The sequence below is a fragment of the Chitinophaga sp. W2I13 genome, assembly GCF_050434005.1.
Classification (GTDB): Bacteria; Bacteroidota; Bacteroidia; order Chitinophagales; family Chitinophagaceae; genus Chitinophaga.
This window is the reverse complement of record NZ_JBNPWD010000001.1, coordinates 5,465,366-5,483,838: the sequence shown is the minus strand read 5'-3', so window position 1 is coordinate 5,483,838 and position 18,473 is coordinate 5,465,366. Positions and strand designations below refer to the sequence as shown.

Below are 18,473 nucleotides of genomic sequence, written 5' to 3'. Positions count from 1 at the left end.
GTCACAACGACCGGGATAAAAAAGAGGCGCCTCTGTAATAGAGGCGCCTCTTTTTTATCCCGGTTTCCTTTAGTATCTCTTCGAAAAAATATACCGCAATCCAATAAACAGGTGATGCGCAAAATTAGGCAGATGCCCGTAGTATTTACTCAATATCCTATACCGCTCCTTCCACGCCCGTTGCTGATGCTGTTTGGAAGTGCCGCCCACCCTGAACCTGGCCACTACCAGGTGCGTATTACATACTTTACGCGATGCCTTCAACGTGCGGATCATCCAGTCGATATCCGCGCAAACCCGGTATTGTAAATCGTATAACGGGCTCAAACTGCGACGGATCACATAGGCCTGGTGAGATACTACCATGCCATGTTTCAGGCTCTTCCAAGTAAGCTGTTCCGGTACGCGGTGTGGTGTCTGCTCAGATCTCAGCCCTATGTCTTGCCCGTTCTCATCCATAAACATGGCCTCACCGTAATACACATCCGCATCTTCACAGGCAGCGAACATTTTCTCCACCACATCAGGCGCCGCCAGTACATCATCGGCATTAAGGAACAACAGGTAGCCCCCTGTAGCAAGTTGCATGCCTTTATTCATCGCATCATACAAACCATTGTCTTTTTCAGAGATCACGGTGGCAATACGGGAGCGGTATTTTTCAATCACGCTCATCGTATTATCGCGTGAAGCACCGTCCACGATGATGTATTCAATATGCGGGTATGTTTGCGCCAGCACACTCTGAATGGTATTCTCAATAAATTTTCCGGCATTAAAACAAACCGTAATGATGCTTAATACCGGTGAAGAGGCTTTGTTCATGTATCTGATTATTGCGGGTTCCTTACCACGGATTGAAACAGGTGATAGTACTGCCCGGCTACTATTTTCATTCCAAAATACTGTTCTGTAAATGTTCTGGCCGCTTTACCAAACTGCCGGCAAATATCCGGGTGGTTCAGCAAATGCAGCGTTTTTGCAGCAAACTCCTGCTGGTTACCCGGTGCTACCACATATCCGGTTACGCCATCCCGCACTATTTCCCGGCATCCGCCTACATCAAAGGTAATACAGGCCGTTTCACAACTACCGGCTTCTATCAGCACATTGGGCAGGTTATCTGCCTTGGTGGGATAGAAAAAAATATCGCTGGCGCTGTAGCATTGCATCATTTTCTCCGTTTCCTTCACATAGCCGGTATATACGCATTCCAGGTGCTTAAATGTTCCGGGCAACTGGTCCCTGCCTATCATGAGCAGGTATACTTTCCGGTCGAGCTGCGCATCCAGCAGGTGTAAAATATGCAGCAATTCTGCACCGCCTTTAAACTCGCTGTTAAACAACCGCTCGGATACAAAGGTAATTACCTGCGCATCTGCCGGAAGACCAAGTGCCTGGCGGGAAGCGGTTTTATCCTGCGGGCGGAAATAATCTGTGTCAATAGGATTAGGAATATGATACAGCGGTTTGTTCTTTGTAAGCGGACTTTCTGCGGTCATGTCATACAACCAGCGTGAAGGCGAAACAATGTGCAGGTCGCTGCTGGCATAGAGCCGCTGTTTTCTTTTTATCAGGTAATTTCCGGTAGGCAATCCCATGGCAGGCGCATGTTTGTGCTCTTCCTTGCCGGCCCTCCCGCTTTTCCAGGAAGTATCGCCAAAGGTATGCGCTGCGTTGCCTGTGATGGCCCACATATCATGCAGCGTCCACACAATAGGCGCGATAGCAGATAAGCGTGGTAATAAGGTAGCATCAAAATATCCGCCGTGAATATTATGCAGGCTGATCACATCGGGCCGATAAGCCTGGGTATGCCGCATGATGGCGGAAGTAGAAAAAGGAAAATACAGATATTGCAGTCCGGCCCGGTTACTTAATACATTGAGTCCTCTTTCAATAACATTCCGCACGGCACCCGGACGGGTAGCTGTGGCGCGGGGAGAAGCCGTGTGGGTGCCTACCAGGAAATCATTGGCGGTATGATAATACTCCGCCAGCCCGGCTGCAATCCTTTGCGCTGCTATAGCAGCACCACCGCTGTTCTCATATTTATTGATAAAAAGTACTTTCACCGGCTAGTATTTAAAGAACTGTTGCATTTGTTTGCGGAACACATCCGGCGGCCAGTTGCGTACCAGGATGCGGGGCAGCGCATATGGATTGCTCCAGCTGTGCACCTGTCCGTGGTAGTTGGCGCATACCATTTGTAACCCCAGCGCCTTGCAGGCTTTGATGCTGTCTGCATTGTAATAACGTTTGGTACCGAGGAATTTCCTGCCGCCAAAGGGATAGGAAAAATGTACCTGCGGGGCGCCCAATACCCCTTCCAGGATTTCTTTGGACATCCCTATCTCGGTATATTGTTCTTCGTAGCTCAGCATGCCCACAGCCGGATGGCGGTGGGTATGACAGCCGATAGTAGCATAGGCCGCCTGGCCCATTGCTTTTAATTCTTCCCAGGTCATTAACCGGTGCGAAGCGCGGCCGGTAGCGGTTTTACCGGACCAGTCATACAGCTGCTGCATGGCGGATTCAATTTCCGCCGGTTTACAAAAGCGCAGCACCTGTTGCAGCGCATAATATGTTTCGCGTATAGCCGCAAGCGTATCTGTAATATACCGCGCCGGCTGTCCATTGATGGTAATCTGTAAAACAGGGGGCAGGTTGCCGGGTGTAAGCAATACTCTCTCCAGGTCATCCCACCACAATTCGAAGGCGGTATTGATCTTAGAGGTGGTAATATAAAAGAGGGCAGGCGCCTGGTGCTTTGTCAGCAAAGGCAATGCCTCCAGGTAATTGTCTGCATAGCCATCGTCGAACGTCACAAATACAGAGCGTTCGGGGAAAGCTTTTTTATTTTTTACATGATAAAGGAATCGTTCAGCATCCAGTAGATTAAAGTCAGTGGCCAGATGCGCAAGGTGTGAGTTGAAGTGTTCCGGCGTAACAGAAAGGTCCTGTGGGTCCTGTTGCAGGGTGGTAACCCGGTGGTACAGTAAAATAACCGCCGGTTGCTGCACTTTGTTGGCTACATAATGCGCAACAGAAAATATTTTTTTGCTCAGGTTTCCCATCAGATAATGCTACATTTTATAGGCGTATACATTCAACTGCATGTCCATAGTATCGTTCACCGCTTTATTCACAAACGGAGCCGCTCTTTCTGTCGCCGATTCAATGAAGTACCTGAAACCATTCCGTTGAAGGGTTTCGAGTATTTCTCCCAATCCCTGCGGCGCTTTGCTAAAGGAATGATATTCTATAAAGATGTTCTTTACCACAGACAAAGCGGTGTCGCAGTCTTTGATCACAGCTACTTCCGCACCTTCGATATCCATTTTAAGAAAGTCAACGCTTCCGGCCTGTTCCAGTAAGCTTTTGAGGCGCACCGTTGGTACTACTACTTTGGTTCCGCTCCCATTTCCGAATACACTGCCGCCATCGGCATTATCGCTGTAGAAAGTAATACCTGCTTCATCCGTCCATACGGCCCGGGGCACTACGGTAACGTCAGCAAAATTGTTTTTCCGGAGATTATCACCAAGAACACCCGCTATGAATGGATCCGCTTCAAAAGCCGTAATCCGGGCTCCGGGGAAAAGCGATTTAAAATAGATACAGCTTAAACCCACATTAGCGCCACAGTCAAAGATCACAGGGGCTTTATTACTGCTCTCAAACTGGTATACGCCGGAAAAAAATATCTCCTTATACTGAAATACAAAAGAAGGCCCGTCTACAATGTTTACATGGTAGTCCAGAAAATCAGCAGGCGCTTGCTCCTTTATCCGCTGTTGATAATGTTTGCGGTGTAAGCGTAAGAACTCCCTGTAATACTTATTACTGATAACCTGTTTAATCTTCTGCAGATTTTCACTGATCAATCCCATGTAGTCTTTTTTTTGCTTTAATGGTGATAATTACCGGGTATACCGGATCGTTAAAATCCAATTCTGCGGCTGTTAACTCCTCTGTCACAATTCCCTGCAATATGGCAGTGCAGGCAAGTACATTTCCAGATGACGATACTTCTATGTTCTCCTCTCCAAAAACTTCACCAAACGCCTTAGCGGCCGATTGGGTAGTAAATCGCCAGTAATCTCCCCATTGTTTCATATCAGTGGCAGACAATTGGGTAATTCCTGCCAGTGTTGCCAGTAACACTCCTCCCGGCTTCAGCAGATAATAGGCGCCGGCAATAGCCGACTTAAAGTCATATATAAAATTGAAAGTTTGTGTGCAAATAAAGCAGTCAATACAATTTTCAGGCAAGGTAGCCGGGGAGGTTAAATCCCCCACAATAGTTACCTGTGGTTCCTGCTTCATATGCAGCACTTCATATTTACTTACCTCCTGTCCAAATTGCCTGGAATATTTGCTTTCTGCTATTTCAAGTACACTTCCGGAAATATGCGTCCTGTTCACTTTCAGGAACTGCTCAATGTAATAGCGGTCTACCGGCGTTCCACGGTCAAAACCAAAAGTGGTGGAAAGCGGTTGCAGACTTCTTAAATTAGTCCACGACAACGGCGAAACGGTATTCCTTTTTAAACGCTTTATTATCTTCCTGACCAGCTTAACCATTTCCAGTAATTTTTTTCCAGAATTTAGCTATCCGCTGCTTCACCTTTGCTTCAAAGGTCATTCCGGCATTACGCCTTAAGAAAGTACCGAATTTTTTTTCTATCAACAGGTAATTGCTTACAGGAATATCTTCCACAGGAATCCTTTCCTGGTAGATTTCTGTATAGGTGTAATCGTATTCCATAAAATGGTGTGTGGCACTGGCTACATTGCCATCGTGCCTCACCAGTGATTTCACCGGATAAAGGGTTAACATATCATTCAGATATGCGGTGGCCCTCCAGCGGATAGCCCAGGAACTCACCTTTCCATTCTTCTGCTGGTGCAACATCCTGAAAAACGGATACCCTCCCCAAAAATCAAACTCCTTCTTCAGCCCTCGTTCCTTTATTTGCGCAATTACCTTTTCTGTATCTCTTTCAAACTTATTCCATGCCCTCGACCACGTCCCCCAGCCCAAACAACCGGGATCATGTATCATAAAGGTAGCCGGCTTATAATCTCCCGGCATTTCTATCGGGTACAGATAACCATGGATTGCAATCATTTTTTCTTCGTGCTCATACTTCCGGAGACCATCGTTCATATACTGCAGAAAATAAGGGGACACCGCGAGGTCATCTTCCAAAACGATTACTTTACCATGTTTACGGATCACCTCCGTTACACCATCTATCACTGAAGTGGCCAACCCTTTATTCTTCTCAGCCTCCAGCACCACTACTTCCTTGCACCATTGCCTGCTATGCACCACTTCACGGGCCTTTTTAACCAACGCTACCTGTTCCGGTGTGGCATTCTCTTTTGCACCGTCGCAATATACATACAACGTACTCTCCCCTGCTTCCCTGTTTTCACTCAGGTGTTGCAAAGTGCTCAGCGTCAGCTCTGGCCGGTTGTATACAAATAATACGATGGGAGCAAATTCCATAATACAAAAAAGTACTGCGCAGCGCAGCTGTTAGGTTAAAAAAGTAAAAATCGTATAAAAATAACAATAAAACAAATGTGTAGAAGTGGCTATAGTCTTCCTCCGCCGGCAAAATAACGCTTCCAGTACGGCTCTTTCAGATCGCTGATCATGACGCCGGCACTGGTAGATGCATGAACAAATTTATCATTCTCCAGGTAAATACCTACATGAGAAATACGTTTATGATGGATCCTGAAAAATACCAGGTCGCCTTCATGCAGGTCATGCGGTTTTAATCGTTTCACCTGTGAAAACAGGTCGGTGGAGTTTCCGGAAAGCCCCAACTGAAACACGGTGTTCATCAGGGTATTTACAAATCCCGAACAATCGATGCCGTCTCTCGTTTTCCCACCCAACCGGTAGGGTGTACCGTACCATTCGTCAATAAAACCATACAGCTTCTGGTTCAGTACCTCTTCTACCGGAACATCCAGTAACTGTGCATATTTAAATTGCCAGCTCTGCGCATTTTCTAGGTTGGCACTGCCCCTGGTGATGTTTTTGCTGATGCTTACATCTTTGCTGTTATAGTGAGAAGTATTATTGCGGGTGGTACGGCTGGTAGCAATACCATCTATAAATTGAATACGGTTGTTGTTGGCAGCAGCAGGTGTGGTAGCAGTTTTTTTATTAGCATTTCCTTTCTTTAATGAAGCGCAGGAACTGAGCGATAATGCACATATCGATAACTTCACAAATAGATGTCCCTTTACTCTGATCATAAGCGCTGGCTAAATTTTCGCTAAAATACAAATATATAGCGATTTACGAATGTCGATTTTCGCGAGAGGGATCGTTTGTCGCCTTCGGCGACGGAAATTGTCTTTCTGCCTGATTACGCTGATTAACCGTGATTACACTGATTTGATCATGTTTTGATTTTATATGATTAATAATTCAGTAAGCGAATATATCCGCTTATATCTTCCTGAATCCTTTATAAAATCAAGACATAATCAAATCAGTGTAATCACGGTTAATCAGCGTAATCAGGCAGAAAGACAATTTTTATCGCCGAAGGCGATCCTTTCCCCTAATTACATTACTTTTGTCGCTTGACGAAACAGATTAGCAGATGAATTTTTCCCACTTACACGTTCATACCCAATACTCTTTACTGGATGGGGCAGCCGACATCAAATCGCTGTATAAAAAAGCGATGGCTTCCAATCAGCCCGCACTGGCGATTACAGATCATGGTAATATGTTTGGCGCATTTCAGTTTGTGGCAGAAGCATACAACAATAAATTAAACCCGGGTGATCCGAAAGATAAAAGACTGAAAGTAAAACCTATTGTAGGCTGCGAATTCTATGTAGTGGAAAACCGCCACAAGAGAGCTTTTACAAGGGAAGAAAAAGATGTGCGTTATCACCAGGTGTTACTGGCCAAAGATGATGAAGGTTACCGCAACCTTATCAAACTTTGTTCCCTGGGCTATATGGAAGGCCTGTATGGTAAGTATCCCCGTATCGATAAAGAACTCGTATTACAATATCACAAAGGACTTATCGCCACCACCTGCTGCCTCGGTGCCTCTGTACCCAGGATCATCCTGCGAAAAGGCGAAGAAGAAGGAGAAAAAGAATTCCGCTGGTGGCTGGATATTTTCGGAGAAGATTTCTATGTGGAATTGCAACGCCATGGCATCCCGGAACAGGAACAGGTAAACGTAGTACTACTCCGCTTTGCTGAGAAGTATAATGTAAAGGTGATCGCTTCCAACGACTCCCACTATGTAGACCAGGCCGATGCCAACGCACACGATATCCTCCTTTGTATCAATACCGGTGAAAAGAAAAGCACCCCCACCAATAAAGACTTTTCAGATGATGATAGCGGTGGCGGCGGAAAGAACAGGCGTTTTGCTTTTTATAACGACCAGTTCTATTTCAAAACAACGGAAGAAATGAGCAAACTGTTTCATGATCTTCCGCAGGCTATTGATAATACCAACGAAATTGCAGATAAAGTACAGCTGCTGGATCTTAAAAGAGATATCCTGCTGCCCAACTTCCCTATTCCGAAAGAATTTATTACCCAGGACCAGTACCTGCGCCATATCACCTTCGAAGGCGCCCGTACCCGGTATATGGAAATGACCGCCGATATTGAAGAACGCATCAACTTTGAACTGCAGGTAATCGAAAACATGGGTTTTGCCGGTTACTTCCTCATTGTGGCCGACTTCATCAAGGCCGGTCGTGAACTGGGCGTATTTATCGGCCCGGGCCGCGGATCCGCCGCCGGATCAGCAGTTGCCTACTGTATCGGTATCACCAATATAGATCCCATCAAGTACAACCTCCTGTTTGAGCGTTTCCTTAACCCGGAACGTAAAAGCATGCCCGATATTGATACGGACTTCGATGATGAAGGCCGTCAGAAAGTTATTGACTACGTAGTACAGAAATATGGCCGTAACCAGGTAGCGCAGATCATTACCTATGGTACCATGGCCGCCAAAATGAGTATCAAGGACGTGGCCCGCGTAATGGACCTCCCCCTGGTGGAATCCAATATCCTCGCTAAAATGGTTCCGGATAAACCCGGCATCCAGCTGGATCGTATCTTCAACGCCCCCCTCGAAGGAGAAAAGAGCCTCGCCGATAAGGAAGGCCTCGCCGGTGAAGATATTGAGAATGTGAAAAAGCTGCGCGAACTCATCAAAGGCACCGACCTCCAGGCAGAAGTGCTCCGCGAAGCCTGCGTACTGGAAGGCTCCGTACGCAACACCGGTATCCATGCGGCAGGTATCATCATCGCCCCGCAGGACCTGTACGACCTGATCCCCGTATCTACCGCAAAAGACTCCGACCTGCTGGTAACCCAGTTCGAAGGAAGCATTATTGAATCTGCCGGCGTAATCAAGATGGACTTCCTGGGGCTGAAAACCCTTACCATCATCAAAGGTGCGCTGGAACTCATCCGCCAGAACCATGGCATCTCCATCGAAATAGATAATATCCCGCTGGACGACGCCAAAACATATGACCTCTACCAGAAAGGTGAAACCAACGCTACGTTCCAGTTCGAGTCGCCCGGTATGCAGAAATACCTGCGTGAACTGAAACCCGATAGGTTCGATGACCTCATCGCCATGAACGCCCTGTACCGGCCGGGCCCACTGGAGTACATCCCCTCCTTTATCCGCCGTAAACACGGCCTGGAGCCAGTGCAATACGACATCGCCGAAATGGAGGAATACCTCAACGATACCTACGGTATCACGGTATACCAGGAACAGGTGATGTTGCTGAGCCAGAAACTGGCAGGCTTCTCCAAAGGGGATGCGGACGTACTGCGTAAAGCGATGGGTAAAAAGCAGATCGCGGTACTGAACAAAATGAAAGCGCAGTTTATGGAAGGTTGCGCCAAAAACGGCCACGATCCAAAAGTCTGCGAAAAAGTATGGACCGACTGGGAAGCATTTGCCTCGTATGCGTTCAACAAATCGCACTCCACCTGCTATGCTTTTGTGGCCTATCAAACAGCCTACCTGAAAGCCCACTACCCTTCTGAATACATGGCTGCCGTACTGAACTGCGCCAGCAATATTGAAAAGATCACCTTCTTCATGGAAGAGTCCAAACGCATGGGCATCGACGTATTGCCACCGGATGTGAATGAATCTTTCAAGGGTTTCGCTGTAAATAAACAGGGCCAGGTACGCTTCGGTCTTGGTGGCCTGAAAGGTGTAGGTGAAGCCGCCATCGAAAACCTGCTGGAAGAACGTAAAAAGGACGGTCCTTTCAAAAATATATTCGACTTTATCAAACGCGTTAACCAACGCGCCGTCAATAAAAAATCCCTGGAAGCCCTGGTGATGTCAGGCGCTTTCGACAGCTTCCCCGAACTGCATCGTGCGCAATATTTCCATAAACCGGAAGGCGAACAACTCACCGGCCTTGATAAAATCGTGAAATTCGGACAGCAGGTAACAGCAGGCTCTTCCAACATGGGCAGCCTCTTCGGCGCCGATGACCTCCCGGATGTAGAGCCACCAAAGATCCCGGCCTGCGACGCCTGGCCGCTGATCATGAAGCTCAACAACGAACGGGATATCACTGGTATCTACATTTCCGGCCATCCACTGGATGATTACCGCTTTGAAATGAAGTATTACCACATGAATACTGTTCAGGAACTCGTGGAGTATCAAACCGAAATAGCCCAACCGGGTGGCAACGGCGGCCGCTCCAGGGAACGCAATTTCCGCCTGGCAGTATACATTACCAATGCCCAGGAAAGGATTTCCCGCAACAACCGGCAGTTTGGCGTGATGACCATCGAAGACTACACCGGAAAATTTGAATTTGCCCTGTGGAGTGAAGATTTTATCCGCTTCGCCCCCTACCTGAAACCAGGCCTGTGCCTGTTCATCAATGGCGGCTTCAAGTCCAAACGGTTCAATGACAATGAATATGAATTCAAAGTAGGCAGCATCCAGCTCTTACAGGAAGTGAAGAAAACACACACTAAACAGGTGTACCTGAACACGATGCCTAAGTTCATCAAAAAGGAAACGGTAGACTTCCTGGTAGACAACGTAAACCGCTTTCCGGGCAACAGCGTGCTGCATGTACATCTGACCGACCGGGACGATCACACGCAGGCAAAACTGCATACTTTCAACCGGAATATTGAGATGAATGACGAGTTGGCGGGTTTCCTGCACAAACAGCCGGATATTGATGTGTATATAGAGATAATCAATAAGTAGGATGTCAAAAATGCAGTAATTTGCACTCGGATCAAGATTTGATCGTAATATAACAAATCATAAAAATCAAAACAATCGTTAAAATAAAAACATTTTAAAATCAAAGAATATGGCTTTAGAAATCACTGATGCGAACTTTGAAACGGAAGTTCTGAATTCCGATAAATTAACTGTTATTGACTTCTGGGCAGAATGGTGTGGCCCGTGTCGCGCTATCGGTCCGGTAATCGAAGAATTGTCTAAAGATTACGCTGGTAAAGTAAATATTGGAAAGGTTAACGTGGATCAGAACCCACAGTTATCTGTAAACTACGGTATCACCAGCATCCCTGCTATCCTTTTCGTAAAAGGCGGCCAGGTGGTAGACAAACAGGTAGGCGCTGTGCCTAAATCCGTACTGGATAAAAAAATACAGGCCAATATGTAATTTTATAAAAACTGAGTTTTGAAAGCGTTCCGGTTTGTTCCGGAGCGCTTTTTTTTTGCGAGTGGATCGCCTTCGGCGATGTTAAATTGTCTTTCTGCCTGATTACGCTGATTATACTGATTACGCTGATTTGATTATGTTGGATTTTACTTTTGGGATTTTTTAAAGGATTTGGGGAGATGTAAGCGAAGGTTGTCTTTCTGCCTGATTATGTTTATCTTTATATTGTACCTAAAGTGTTGATATCCAGTTTCTTTCTTTGTTGAAACTTGTCTAACGAATGTCGTTAAACCCCCTATAGCCAATTGATACCCAATACATTACCGATCAAGTCCACGTCACCTCCACATCAAAGGCAGGTCAAAAGCACGTATAAGGCAAATGCAAAGCATGGGCTATCCCATCTTCACACCATCTTTTTTTTAAATACCCATCTCCCAAAGAAAAAGTAAAATCAGCGCACAACCTCCGCTTACATCTCATCAAATCCTTTACAAAATCCCAAAAGTAAAATCCAGGTAATCAGTAAAATCAGCGAATCAGGCAGAAAGACAACCTCCGCTTACATCTCCCCAAATCCTTTATAAAATCCAACATAATCAAATCAGCGTAATCAACATAATCAGCGTAATCAGGCAGAAAGACAATTTAACATCGCCGAAGGCGATCCGGAAAACACATTTTTCGCGTATCTTCAAAGCCAAAATCTACTTTTTTGCGTCACTACTTCCTCGCCCTGGGTGCCTTTTTTTATTACGTCACCGCCAACGCTCAACGTAAATGCGGCACTGCCGAAGCACTGCAACAGCGGGTAAAAGAAATCCCTTCCCTTCAAAAGATTATACAGAATAACGAAGATAAAATGATGCTGGGCCAGCAACGGCAACAGCTGCGTGCGATGGTGGAAGCCATTCCGCAAGCAGTATCTGTTCCGGTAGTGATCCACATCGTGCTGGATAACCCCGCGCTGGTTACAGATGCGCAGATCGCCTCCCAGATAGATGCCCTGAACCGGGATTATAATGCCGCTAACCCTGATGTAAGCCAGGTACCTGCCGTATGGCAGGCGCTCATCGGCAACAGCCGCATTAATTTTTGTCTCGCTCAAAGAACGCCCGACGATGAACCCACCAACGGCGTTGTAAGGGTGCAAACAGCTCCCGGCCAAAGCTTTTCTATCAGCAACGCGGCGGCAGACGCCAAGTACAACAGCACCGGCGGCTCCGATGCCTGGGATCACAGCAAATATCTTAATATCTGGGTGACCCGCCTTTCCGGTAATTACCTCGGCGTGGCCGCCCCTCCCGGTACCGGCTACCCTGTTGAACAGGAAGGCGTGGTGGTGCAATACACCGCTTTTGGCACTACCGGCAGCGTAGGTAGTACCTACAACCTCGGCAGAACCGCCACGCATGAAATAGGGCATTACTTCGGTTTAAAGCATGTTTGGGGAGATGATAACGGGGGATGTACCATTGATGACGGTATCACCGACACACCGCTCCAGGGCGATAATACCTACGGATGCCCGTCCTTTCCCCGGCTCGACAACTGCACCGCCACCTCACCGGGCGTGATGTTCATGAACTACATGGACTATACCGATGATGCCTGCATGCATCTCTTTACCGCCGGGCAGGTAGACCGCATGCGCTTTGTACTGGAAAATATCACCGCCAGCCTGATGACCTCCAACGGATGCGTACCACCTTCCATGGTAAACAACGATGCCTCCCTGGTGAGTGTCAACGCGCCGGATGGCAAAATATGCAACAACAATATTACACCCGTAGTAACCCTGCGTAACCGCGGCGCCAACACCCTCACTGCTGTGAGAATCTGGTACCAGGTAAACAGCGGCGCCCTTACTTCTTACCAGTGGACGGGCAGTTTGGCCAGTTTGCAGCAAACCAGCGTTACACTTCCTTCTTCCAATGTAGCTATTGGCAGCTATAACCTGAAAGCATATACGCAATCACCCAACGGCCAGCCGGATGGAAATGTTACCAACGATACAGCGGATATCCGCTTCCGGTACGACGCGGAAGCAGCCCTCCCCTTTGAACAGGGCTTTGAAAACGACAGCTTCCCGCCACCAGGCTGGGATCTCTATAATCCCGACCACAGCTTCACCTGGGAACGCGTTCGTAATGTGGGCAAAAACAGCAGCGCTTCCGCGCTCATGCGCAACCTGGGATATAATACCAACGACCAGACAGATGACCTCATCACGCCGGTCATTGATCCGCAGGGCGCAGATTCCGTATTCCTCTTTTTCGACGTAGCCGCAGCCGTATTTACCGACCCTGCTACCACCTCCAATGCCTGGGATACCCTTCAGGTAATCGTGACCAACGATTGCCGCCAAACCGGCCAAATCATTTATTCCAAATGGGGCCCCAATCTTATTACACGCCCAACACCGGTTCAAACAGAATTCATCCCAACCACCACCGAATGGCGCCGGGATTCTGTAAACCTGACCGCTGCAAGCCATAAAGGAAAGTTCCAGGTAGCCTTCAGAAACATCTCAAACTCAGAGAATAACATTTATATTGATAATATTAATATTGTTACTAAATCAGTGAATCCAATCCTCCGGGAAAAAGGGGTATTAGTGAATCCTAACCCTACAGATGGCATCGTTTGGGTAACATTCCTGGAAATACCGGAAGACCTGGTGCAGGTATCTATTTACAATTTACAGGGACAGTTCATTATGAGCCGTCCGGCAGCAGATATCGGCGCCGGCAACCGGATGACCTTTAATTTGGTAAATGAGCCAAATGGTGTTTATTTTGTAAAATTAATTTACAGGAACAGGGCCAACACCATCAAATTAATGAAAGTAAGATGACGATGAGACAAGATTATCCGGCTGTTCAAACGCTCCTTCAGCAACCTAACCTGGACGCAGCATTGAAGGGCATTGCAGAAAAGATCCTCCAACAGGAAAGAATTACACCCGCAGAAGGGCTGATCTTATTTGAAAAAGGCGATATCGGCTTTTTAGGTGCGTTAGCCAACCTGGTAAGGGAGCGGATGCACGGTGACAAGACCTACTTCAACCGTAACTTCCATATCGAACCCACCAACGTTTGCGTATTCACCTGCCACTTTTGCTCCTATTCCCGCCTGTATAAAAACAGGGAAGACGGATGGGAACTGAGTATCGACCAGATGATGGACATCGTTAAAAAATACGATAACCAACCCGTTACAGAAGTACATATTGTTGGTGGCGTACATCCTAAAATGCAGCTCAACTTCTTCGTGGAGCTGATCCAGAAAATCAGGGCACACCGTCCGGATCTGCATATCAAAGGATTTACCGCTGTGGAACTGGATTACATGTTCCGCAAAGCTAAAGTGAGCATAGAAGAAGGGATGCGTATCCTCAACGAAGCCGGCCTGCAATCCATGCCTGGCGGCGGCGCCGAAATATTCGCACCGGAAGTACGCGCTAAAATATGCCACGATAAAGTAGATGCCGACGGATGGCTTGCCATTCACAAAGCCGCCCACAACCGCGGCATGCACACCAACGCCACCATGCTGTACGGCCACGTTGAATCTTTTGCGGACCGCATCGACCACATGGAACGCTTACGTACACTGCAGGACGAAACCGGTGGCTTTAACACCTTCATCCCCCTGAAGTTCCGTAATAAAGGCAACGATATGTCGCATATCCCGGAATCTTCTATCGTGGAAGACCTGAGATTGTACGCTATCGCACGTTTGTATATGGATAACTTCCCCCACCTGAAAGCCTATTGGCCTATGCTGGGAAGGAACACCGCACAGCTGACCCTGTCTTTCGGCGTAAATGACCTGGACGGCACCATAGACGATACCACGAAGATCTATTCTATGGCCGGTTCGGAAGAACAAAACCCTTCCATGAACACCGCCCAGCTCACCATGCTCATCAAACAGGCCGGCAGAAGACCAGTTGAACGGGATACCGTGTACAACGAAATAAGAGATTACACTGATGTGGTTTTTTCAGATGAAGAACTGCTGACCAAATAGTATCGCTGTTTTATGCAATTACACCTGAAATGTATACTGATAGCCAGTTTATATATCGCTGGCTGTCACCAGAACAACAGTAGCACCAACAATTCCGCAGCCACCGATACCAATACGGCGGCCACCACGGAAACTGCCGGTGAAACATCCAATGGCATTGCGTTTAAAAAACAAGGCGCCCTGGCTTTCGTTTCCAAATCAGGCGCAGATACCCTGCGAAAAATAGATATCCAGCTGGCGCAAACAGACGAACAGCGCGCCGACGGACTGATGTTCCGCAAATCCATGACAGACGATCAGGGCATGCTTTTCATTTTCCCTGACATGGAAGAACGCGCATTCTGGATGAAAAACACCTACATCTCCCTGGATATTATCTACATAGATGATAAGCTGGAAATTGTGTCCATTCAGAAATACGCAACGCCCCTGTCGGAAGAAAGTCTTCCATCTTTCAAAAAAGCAAAATACGTCCTGGAGGTAAACGGTGGATTCTGCGACAAGTATCACATTAAATACGGCGATAAAATAACTTACCAATAAAAAGAAAGCCCTGGCAAACGCCAGGGCTTTCTTCGCTTATATAATAACCTCTTTTTATACACTCCCTTCAGGCTTTGTAACATCCAGGATATGCAGCTGCGTTTTTCCCGCAGGCACTTCCCAATCTATCACATCACCGGTACTATATCCCAGCAAGGCAGTGCCTATGGGAGAAAGGATCGATAATTTGCCCAGCTGTAAATTGCTGGCAGCCGGCAATACCAGCTGTACATTCCTGATAGCCCCACTGCGCTCATCCCTGAATCTGAGGGTGGAATTTACCTGTACCACATCAGCGGGTACCTTACCTTTCCTGACAGTGGCCCTGTCGAGCTCTTCTCTCAGCTTGTCGGTGCCCGGTGCGTGATAGCACAGGGTTTTAAGGATTTCGTAATCATGCAGGGACACGATAATCTGTTTCTTTTTCATGATAACCGGGTTTTATGTCAGTGTTTACAGATGACTGCCCATCGTGTCATCCGATGAATGATAAAACTGATTTGATAAGATTGTTTTAGAAAATATTAGCGGAATAGCACTACGCAGGTAGTTATCCCCCCGGGTACAACACTTTATGTACTAAAAGTTGCCCGGGCTTAATTGTTGAAGTCTTTTGGGCAGGATAGGAACGGCAACAGGAACCCGCACGTGCGTTTGGATGCACGTGGTGTATTGAGTAAGTGTAATATGTAAATTGCCGGATTCAATTAATGAATAATTGTATCCGGCAAAGATAAGGCTTTTATTTACAACAAGCGGTCAATTCGCTAACTCTCCTGCTGTGAAGGGCTTCTGGCGGCCATTATTCAGCTTACGCACCTGCTGGATATCTGCAGCGGAAACTTTATCGGCTTTATTATTCCAGGCACTGCGCAGGAAAGTGAGCAGTTGTGCAATATCTGCATCACTGAATTCATCACTGGCGCCGATACCCGGCATATCGCCATTTATTTCCGGGGCTTTGTACACTTTCCCGTGTACTTCCACCGGACCGGTAAGACCGTATAATACGATAGATATAAATGCTTTTTTGTTACCGTTTACCCAGTTGCTTTCATTCAGCGGCGGCGCCATCGCCGTAATGCCTTCCCCGTTTTTACCATGACAGGTTTGGCATACGGTATTGAAGATCTTATATCCTCTCGGTAGTTCTTTCCGTAACGCTTCCATCTTTTTCACATTGGCTTTGCTGTCCATGTTTTTCAGCACTGTTTCCAGCTGACGGCGCAATATCAGCGTGGTATCAGGGTTCCAGGCAATGACCTCTTTCAGCAAGGCTGCTTCCCGGTTGGCCGCATTATTTACCAGCGCTGCCGCCACATAACGGTTAGGGGCATACGCTTTTATCATTTTATCTTCCAGGCGGGTGGCAGCTGCTTGATCCAGTTTCCCTACCGCAGGCAATATATAAGCCACTGCCGGCGCCAGGTATGGATTATCCGACAAGGAGTCCAGCGCTGTTACTGTTGCTTTGATGTTACTGCTGTTTAATACAGATGGCAATGCCGCGAGCGCCTGCATTTTTAGTGCAGGATCTGCCTGTTGCCAGATGCTGCTGATATCATCTCCGGTGAGACTGTGCAAGCCTTCCAGCGTCCAGAGGGCGTGGATCTGTGTCAGCGGGTGTGCCGCGTCTTTCAGCATGGTTCTCAGTTCCGGCGCCATCGCGGTTAAGTGCTGATCAATGATGAGCTGTTGCGCTTTATCTCTTAAAACACCATTTTCGTTACCCAGCATTTTCCCAAGGAAAGCGGGCGTAAGTTCAAATGTAACCGGCTGTGGTTTACTGCCGGCAGGAATGATGCGGTAAATACGTCCGCAGTTCAGCGGCAGCGTAAGGTTACGCATCTTTATCTCGTTCTTCAGGTAATCCGTGAGGTAGGTTTTATGTTGCAGGATGCCCCGGTACATATCGGCGATATACAAAGCGCCATCCGGACCGGTACGCAGGTCCACCGGTCTGAAACGCTCGTCGGTGCTGGCCAGGAATTCTTTCCGCTGGTATGCTTGTACACCTTTCACGACATAGCTGCTGTCTGATAAAATATTCCTTTTAATCAGGTTGGCAGAAGGCTCGGCTACAAACGCATTACCGGCATAGGTAGATGGCAGCAAGGTGCCGCGGTAAATCACCGGGCCGCAGGCGGCGGTGAATTTCACCAGGCGGAGGCTGTCGTCCAGCGAGCCTTTCTGGTAACCACGGTTTACACCCGGCGTTGGATGCGCGGGGTACGTGCGGTTATCGGGTACTATTTTCTGATCAAAACCGGCGGCATTGTTCTGTTGCAGGTTGGTACCGCCTAATCCGGGGGGAAAATAATCGCCCAGCAGGTTTTCCGAATTGTTGTTATAATAAAGACGGCCGTAATTATCCTGCGTAATGCCCCATTGTCCGCGGAAATGCGTGGGCTCCTTCAGCCACTTATCTCCCGCCTTACGGTAACGCCTATCCGATTTTGCATTATAGATCCAGTTGTCCATTGCGCGCAGCAACCCGTTGGGCTGGTGCTCCACGTTTCCGCCGGCAGCGTATTGATCATCCACCAGGGTTCTTTTGCCGGGTTTGTCGCCATTGTTTTCTATAAACCATAATTGCGGCGGCGTAGCTACCAGCACCCCGTTTTCTATCAGGCAGATAGCCCTTGGCAGCACCAGTGAATCAAGGAACACGGTGCGTTTATCCATTACGCCATCGCGGTTGGTATCTTCCAGGATCACAATTTTACCGTCGGGTTTATCTTCCCCGGTACCGGCAGTATCAGGCATAAAGCCGGTCATCTCCACCACCCACATGCGCCCGCGCTCATCAAAAGTCATGGCCACGGGCGCCACTACCATTGGTTCGGCCGCCACCAGTTGTACTTCCAATCCTTCATCAAATTGCATGTGTTGGATGGCTGTTTTGCCATCCAGTACGGGTGAAGCAGCAAACTGCTCCCGCATGGCAATAGAATCTTTTTCGTGCTTGTTCCCGTTGTTCTGCTGATTTCCTTGTCCACAGGCAAATAAAGCCAGAGATAACGTGGTGATTAAACGATAATGAATACGCTGCATTTTTTACTATTCGGGTTACGAAAGCGATAAAAATACATTTCTAAATATATTTTTTCTGAAAAATTATATGAGATAACAGTTTACTATGTGAGCGACGGCAAAAAAACTTATCTTCGTCGCTTCATTGCATA

General features: G+C 47.5%; 14 protein-coding genes. 5 read left to right on the top strand and 9 right to left on the bottom strand.

The annotated features are described in order from the left end of the window. Positions 1-69: 69 nt before the first annotated feature. From QFZ48_RS22630 to QFZ48_RS22600, 7 genes are all read right to left on the bottom strand, one after another. Positions 70-825: a glycosyltransferase family 2 protein gene (locus QFZ48_RS22630; RefSeq protein WP_429063727.1), complete on the bottom strand. Its 756-nt coding sequence runs from the start codon at positions 823-825 to the stop codon at positions 70-72. 8 nt (positions 826-833) lie between these two features. Continuing rightward, on the bottom strand, positions 834-2,075 hold the full coding sequence (locus QFZ48_RS22625; RefSeq protein ID WP_429063725.1) for a glycosyltransferase: 1,242 nt from the start codon (positions 2,073-2,075) through the stop codon (positions 834-836). Positions 2,076-2,078: 3 nt separating this feature from the next. Beyond that, positions 2,079-3,077: a polysaccharide deacetylase family protein gene (locus tag QFZ48_RS22620; protein ID WP_429063724.1), complete on the bottom strand. Its 999-nt coding sequence runs from the start codon at positions 3,075-3,077 to the stop codon at positions 2,079-2,081. Positions 3,078-3,086: 9 nt separating this feature from the next. After that, the gene (locus QFZ48_RS22615; protein WP_429049454.1) at positions 3,087-3,893 is read right to left on the bottom strand and encodes an FkbM family methyltransferase; all 807 of its coding nucleotides are present in this window, start codon (positions 3,891-3,893) and stop codon (positions 3,087-3,089) included. Beyond that, a complete protein-coding gene (locus QFZ48_RS22610; protein ID WP_429049457.1) occupies positions 3,877-4,587 on the bottom strand; it encodes a methyltransferase domain-containing protein in 711 nt (236 codons plus the stop codon). Before QFZ48_RS22610 ends, QFZ48_RS22615 begins: the two co-directional genes overlap by 17 nt. After that, a complete protein-coding gene (locus tag QFZ48_RS22605; RefSeq protein ID WP_370913264.1) occupies positions 4,580-5,518 on the bottom strand; it encodes a hypothetical protein in 939 nt (312 codons plus the stop codon). The genes QFZ48_RS22610 and QFZ48_RS22605 overlap by 8 nt, the downstream gene beginning before the upstream one ends. 89 nt (positions 5,519-5,607) lie before the next feature. Further along, a complete protein-coding gene (locus tag QFZ48_RS22600) occupies positions 5,608-6,282 on the bottom strand; it encodes a C40 family peptidase (protein WP_429049459.1) in 675 nt (224 codons plus the stop codon). A 353-nt stretch (positions 6,283-6,635) separates the two neighbouring features. Between QFZ48_RS22600 and dnaE the strand changes: the two genes are divergently transcribed. The 5 genes from dnaE to QFZ48_RS22575 all read left to right on the top strand — a co-directional run bounded on the left by dnaE (position 6,636) and on the right by QFZ48_RS22575 (position 15,288). Then, entirely contained in the window at positions 6,636-10,283 is a 3,648-nt protein-coding gene (dnaE, locus tag QFZ48_RS22595; RefSeq protein WP_429063722.1) for a DNA polymerase III subunit alpha, read from the top strand. A 109-nt stretch (positions 10,284-10,392) separates the two neighbouring features. Then, positions 10,393-10,710, top strand: coding sequence for a thioredoxin (gene trxA, locus QFZ48_RS22590; protein ID WP_079472839.1), 318 nt, complete (start codon positions 10,393-10,395; stop codon positions 10,708-10,710). A gap of 715 nt (positions 10,711-11,425) precedes the next feature. Then, positions 11,426-13,567, top strand: a complete 2,142-nt coding sequence (locus QFZ48_RS22585; RefSeq protein WP_429063721.1) for a M43 family zinc metalloprotease — start codon at positions 11,426-11,428, stop codon at positions 13,565-13,567. Beyond that, positions 13,564-14,745 (top strand): aminofutalosine synthase MqnE, encoded by a 1,182-nt coding sequence (gene mqnE / locus QFZ48_RS22580; protein WP_429063719.1) that lies wholly within the window; start codon positions 13,564-13,566, stop codon positions 14,743-14,745. Before QFZ48_RS22585 ends, mqnE begins: the two co-directional genes overlap by 4 nt. A gap of 12 nt (positions 14,746-14,757) precedes the next feature. After that, positions 14,758-15,288, top strand: coding sequence for a DUF192 domain-containing protein (locus QFZ48_RS22575; RefSeq protein ID WP_429049471.1), 531 nt, complete (start codon positions 14,758-14,760; stop codon positions 15,286-15,288). 54 nt (positions 15,289-15,342) lie between these two features. Here the strand turns inward: QFZ48_RS22575 and QFZ48_RS22570 are convergent, their stop codons facing one another. Further along, on the bottom strand, positions 15,343-15,717 hold the full coding sequence (locus QFZ48_RS22570) for a GreA/GreB family elongation factor (RefSeq protein WP_429049473.1): 375 nt from the start codon (positions 15,715-15,717) through the stop codon (positions 15,343-15,345). A gap of 330 nt (positions 15,718-16,047) precedes the next feature. After that, positions 16,048-18,342 (bottom strand): DUF7133 domain-containing protein, encoded by a 2,295-nt coding sequence (locus QFZ48_RS22565; RefSeq protein WP_429049476.1) that lies wholly within the window; start codon positions 18,340-18,342, stop codon positions 16,048-16,050. Positions 18,343-18,473: the final 131 nt, after the last annotated feature.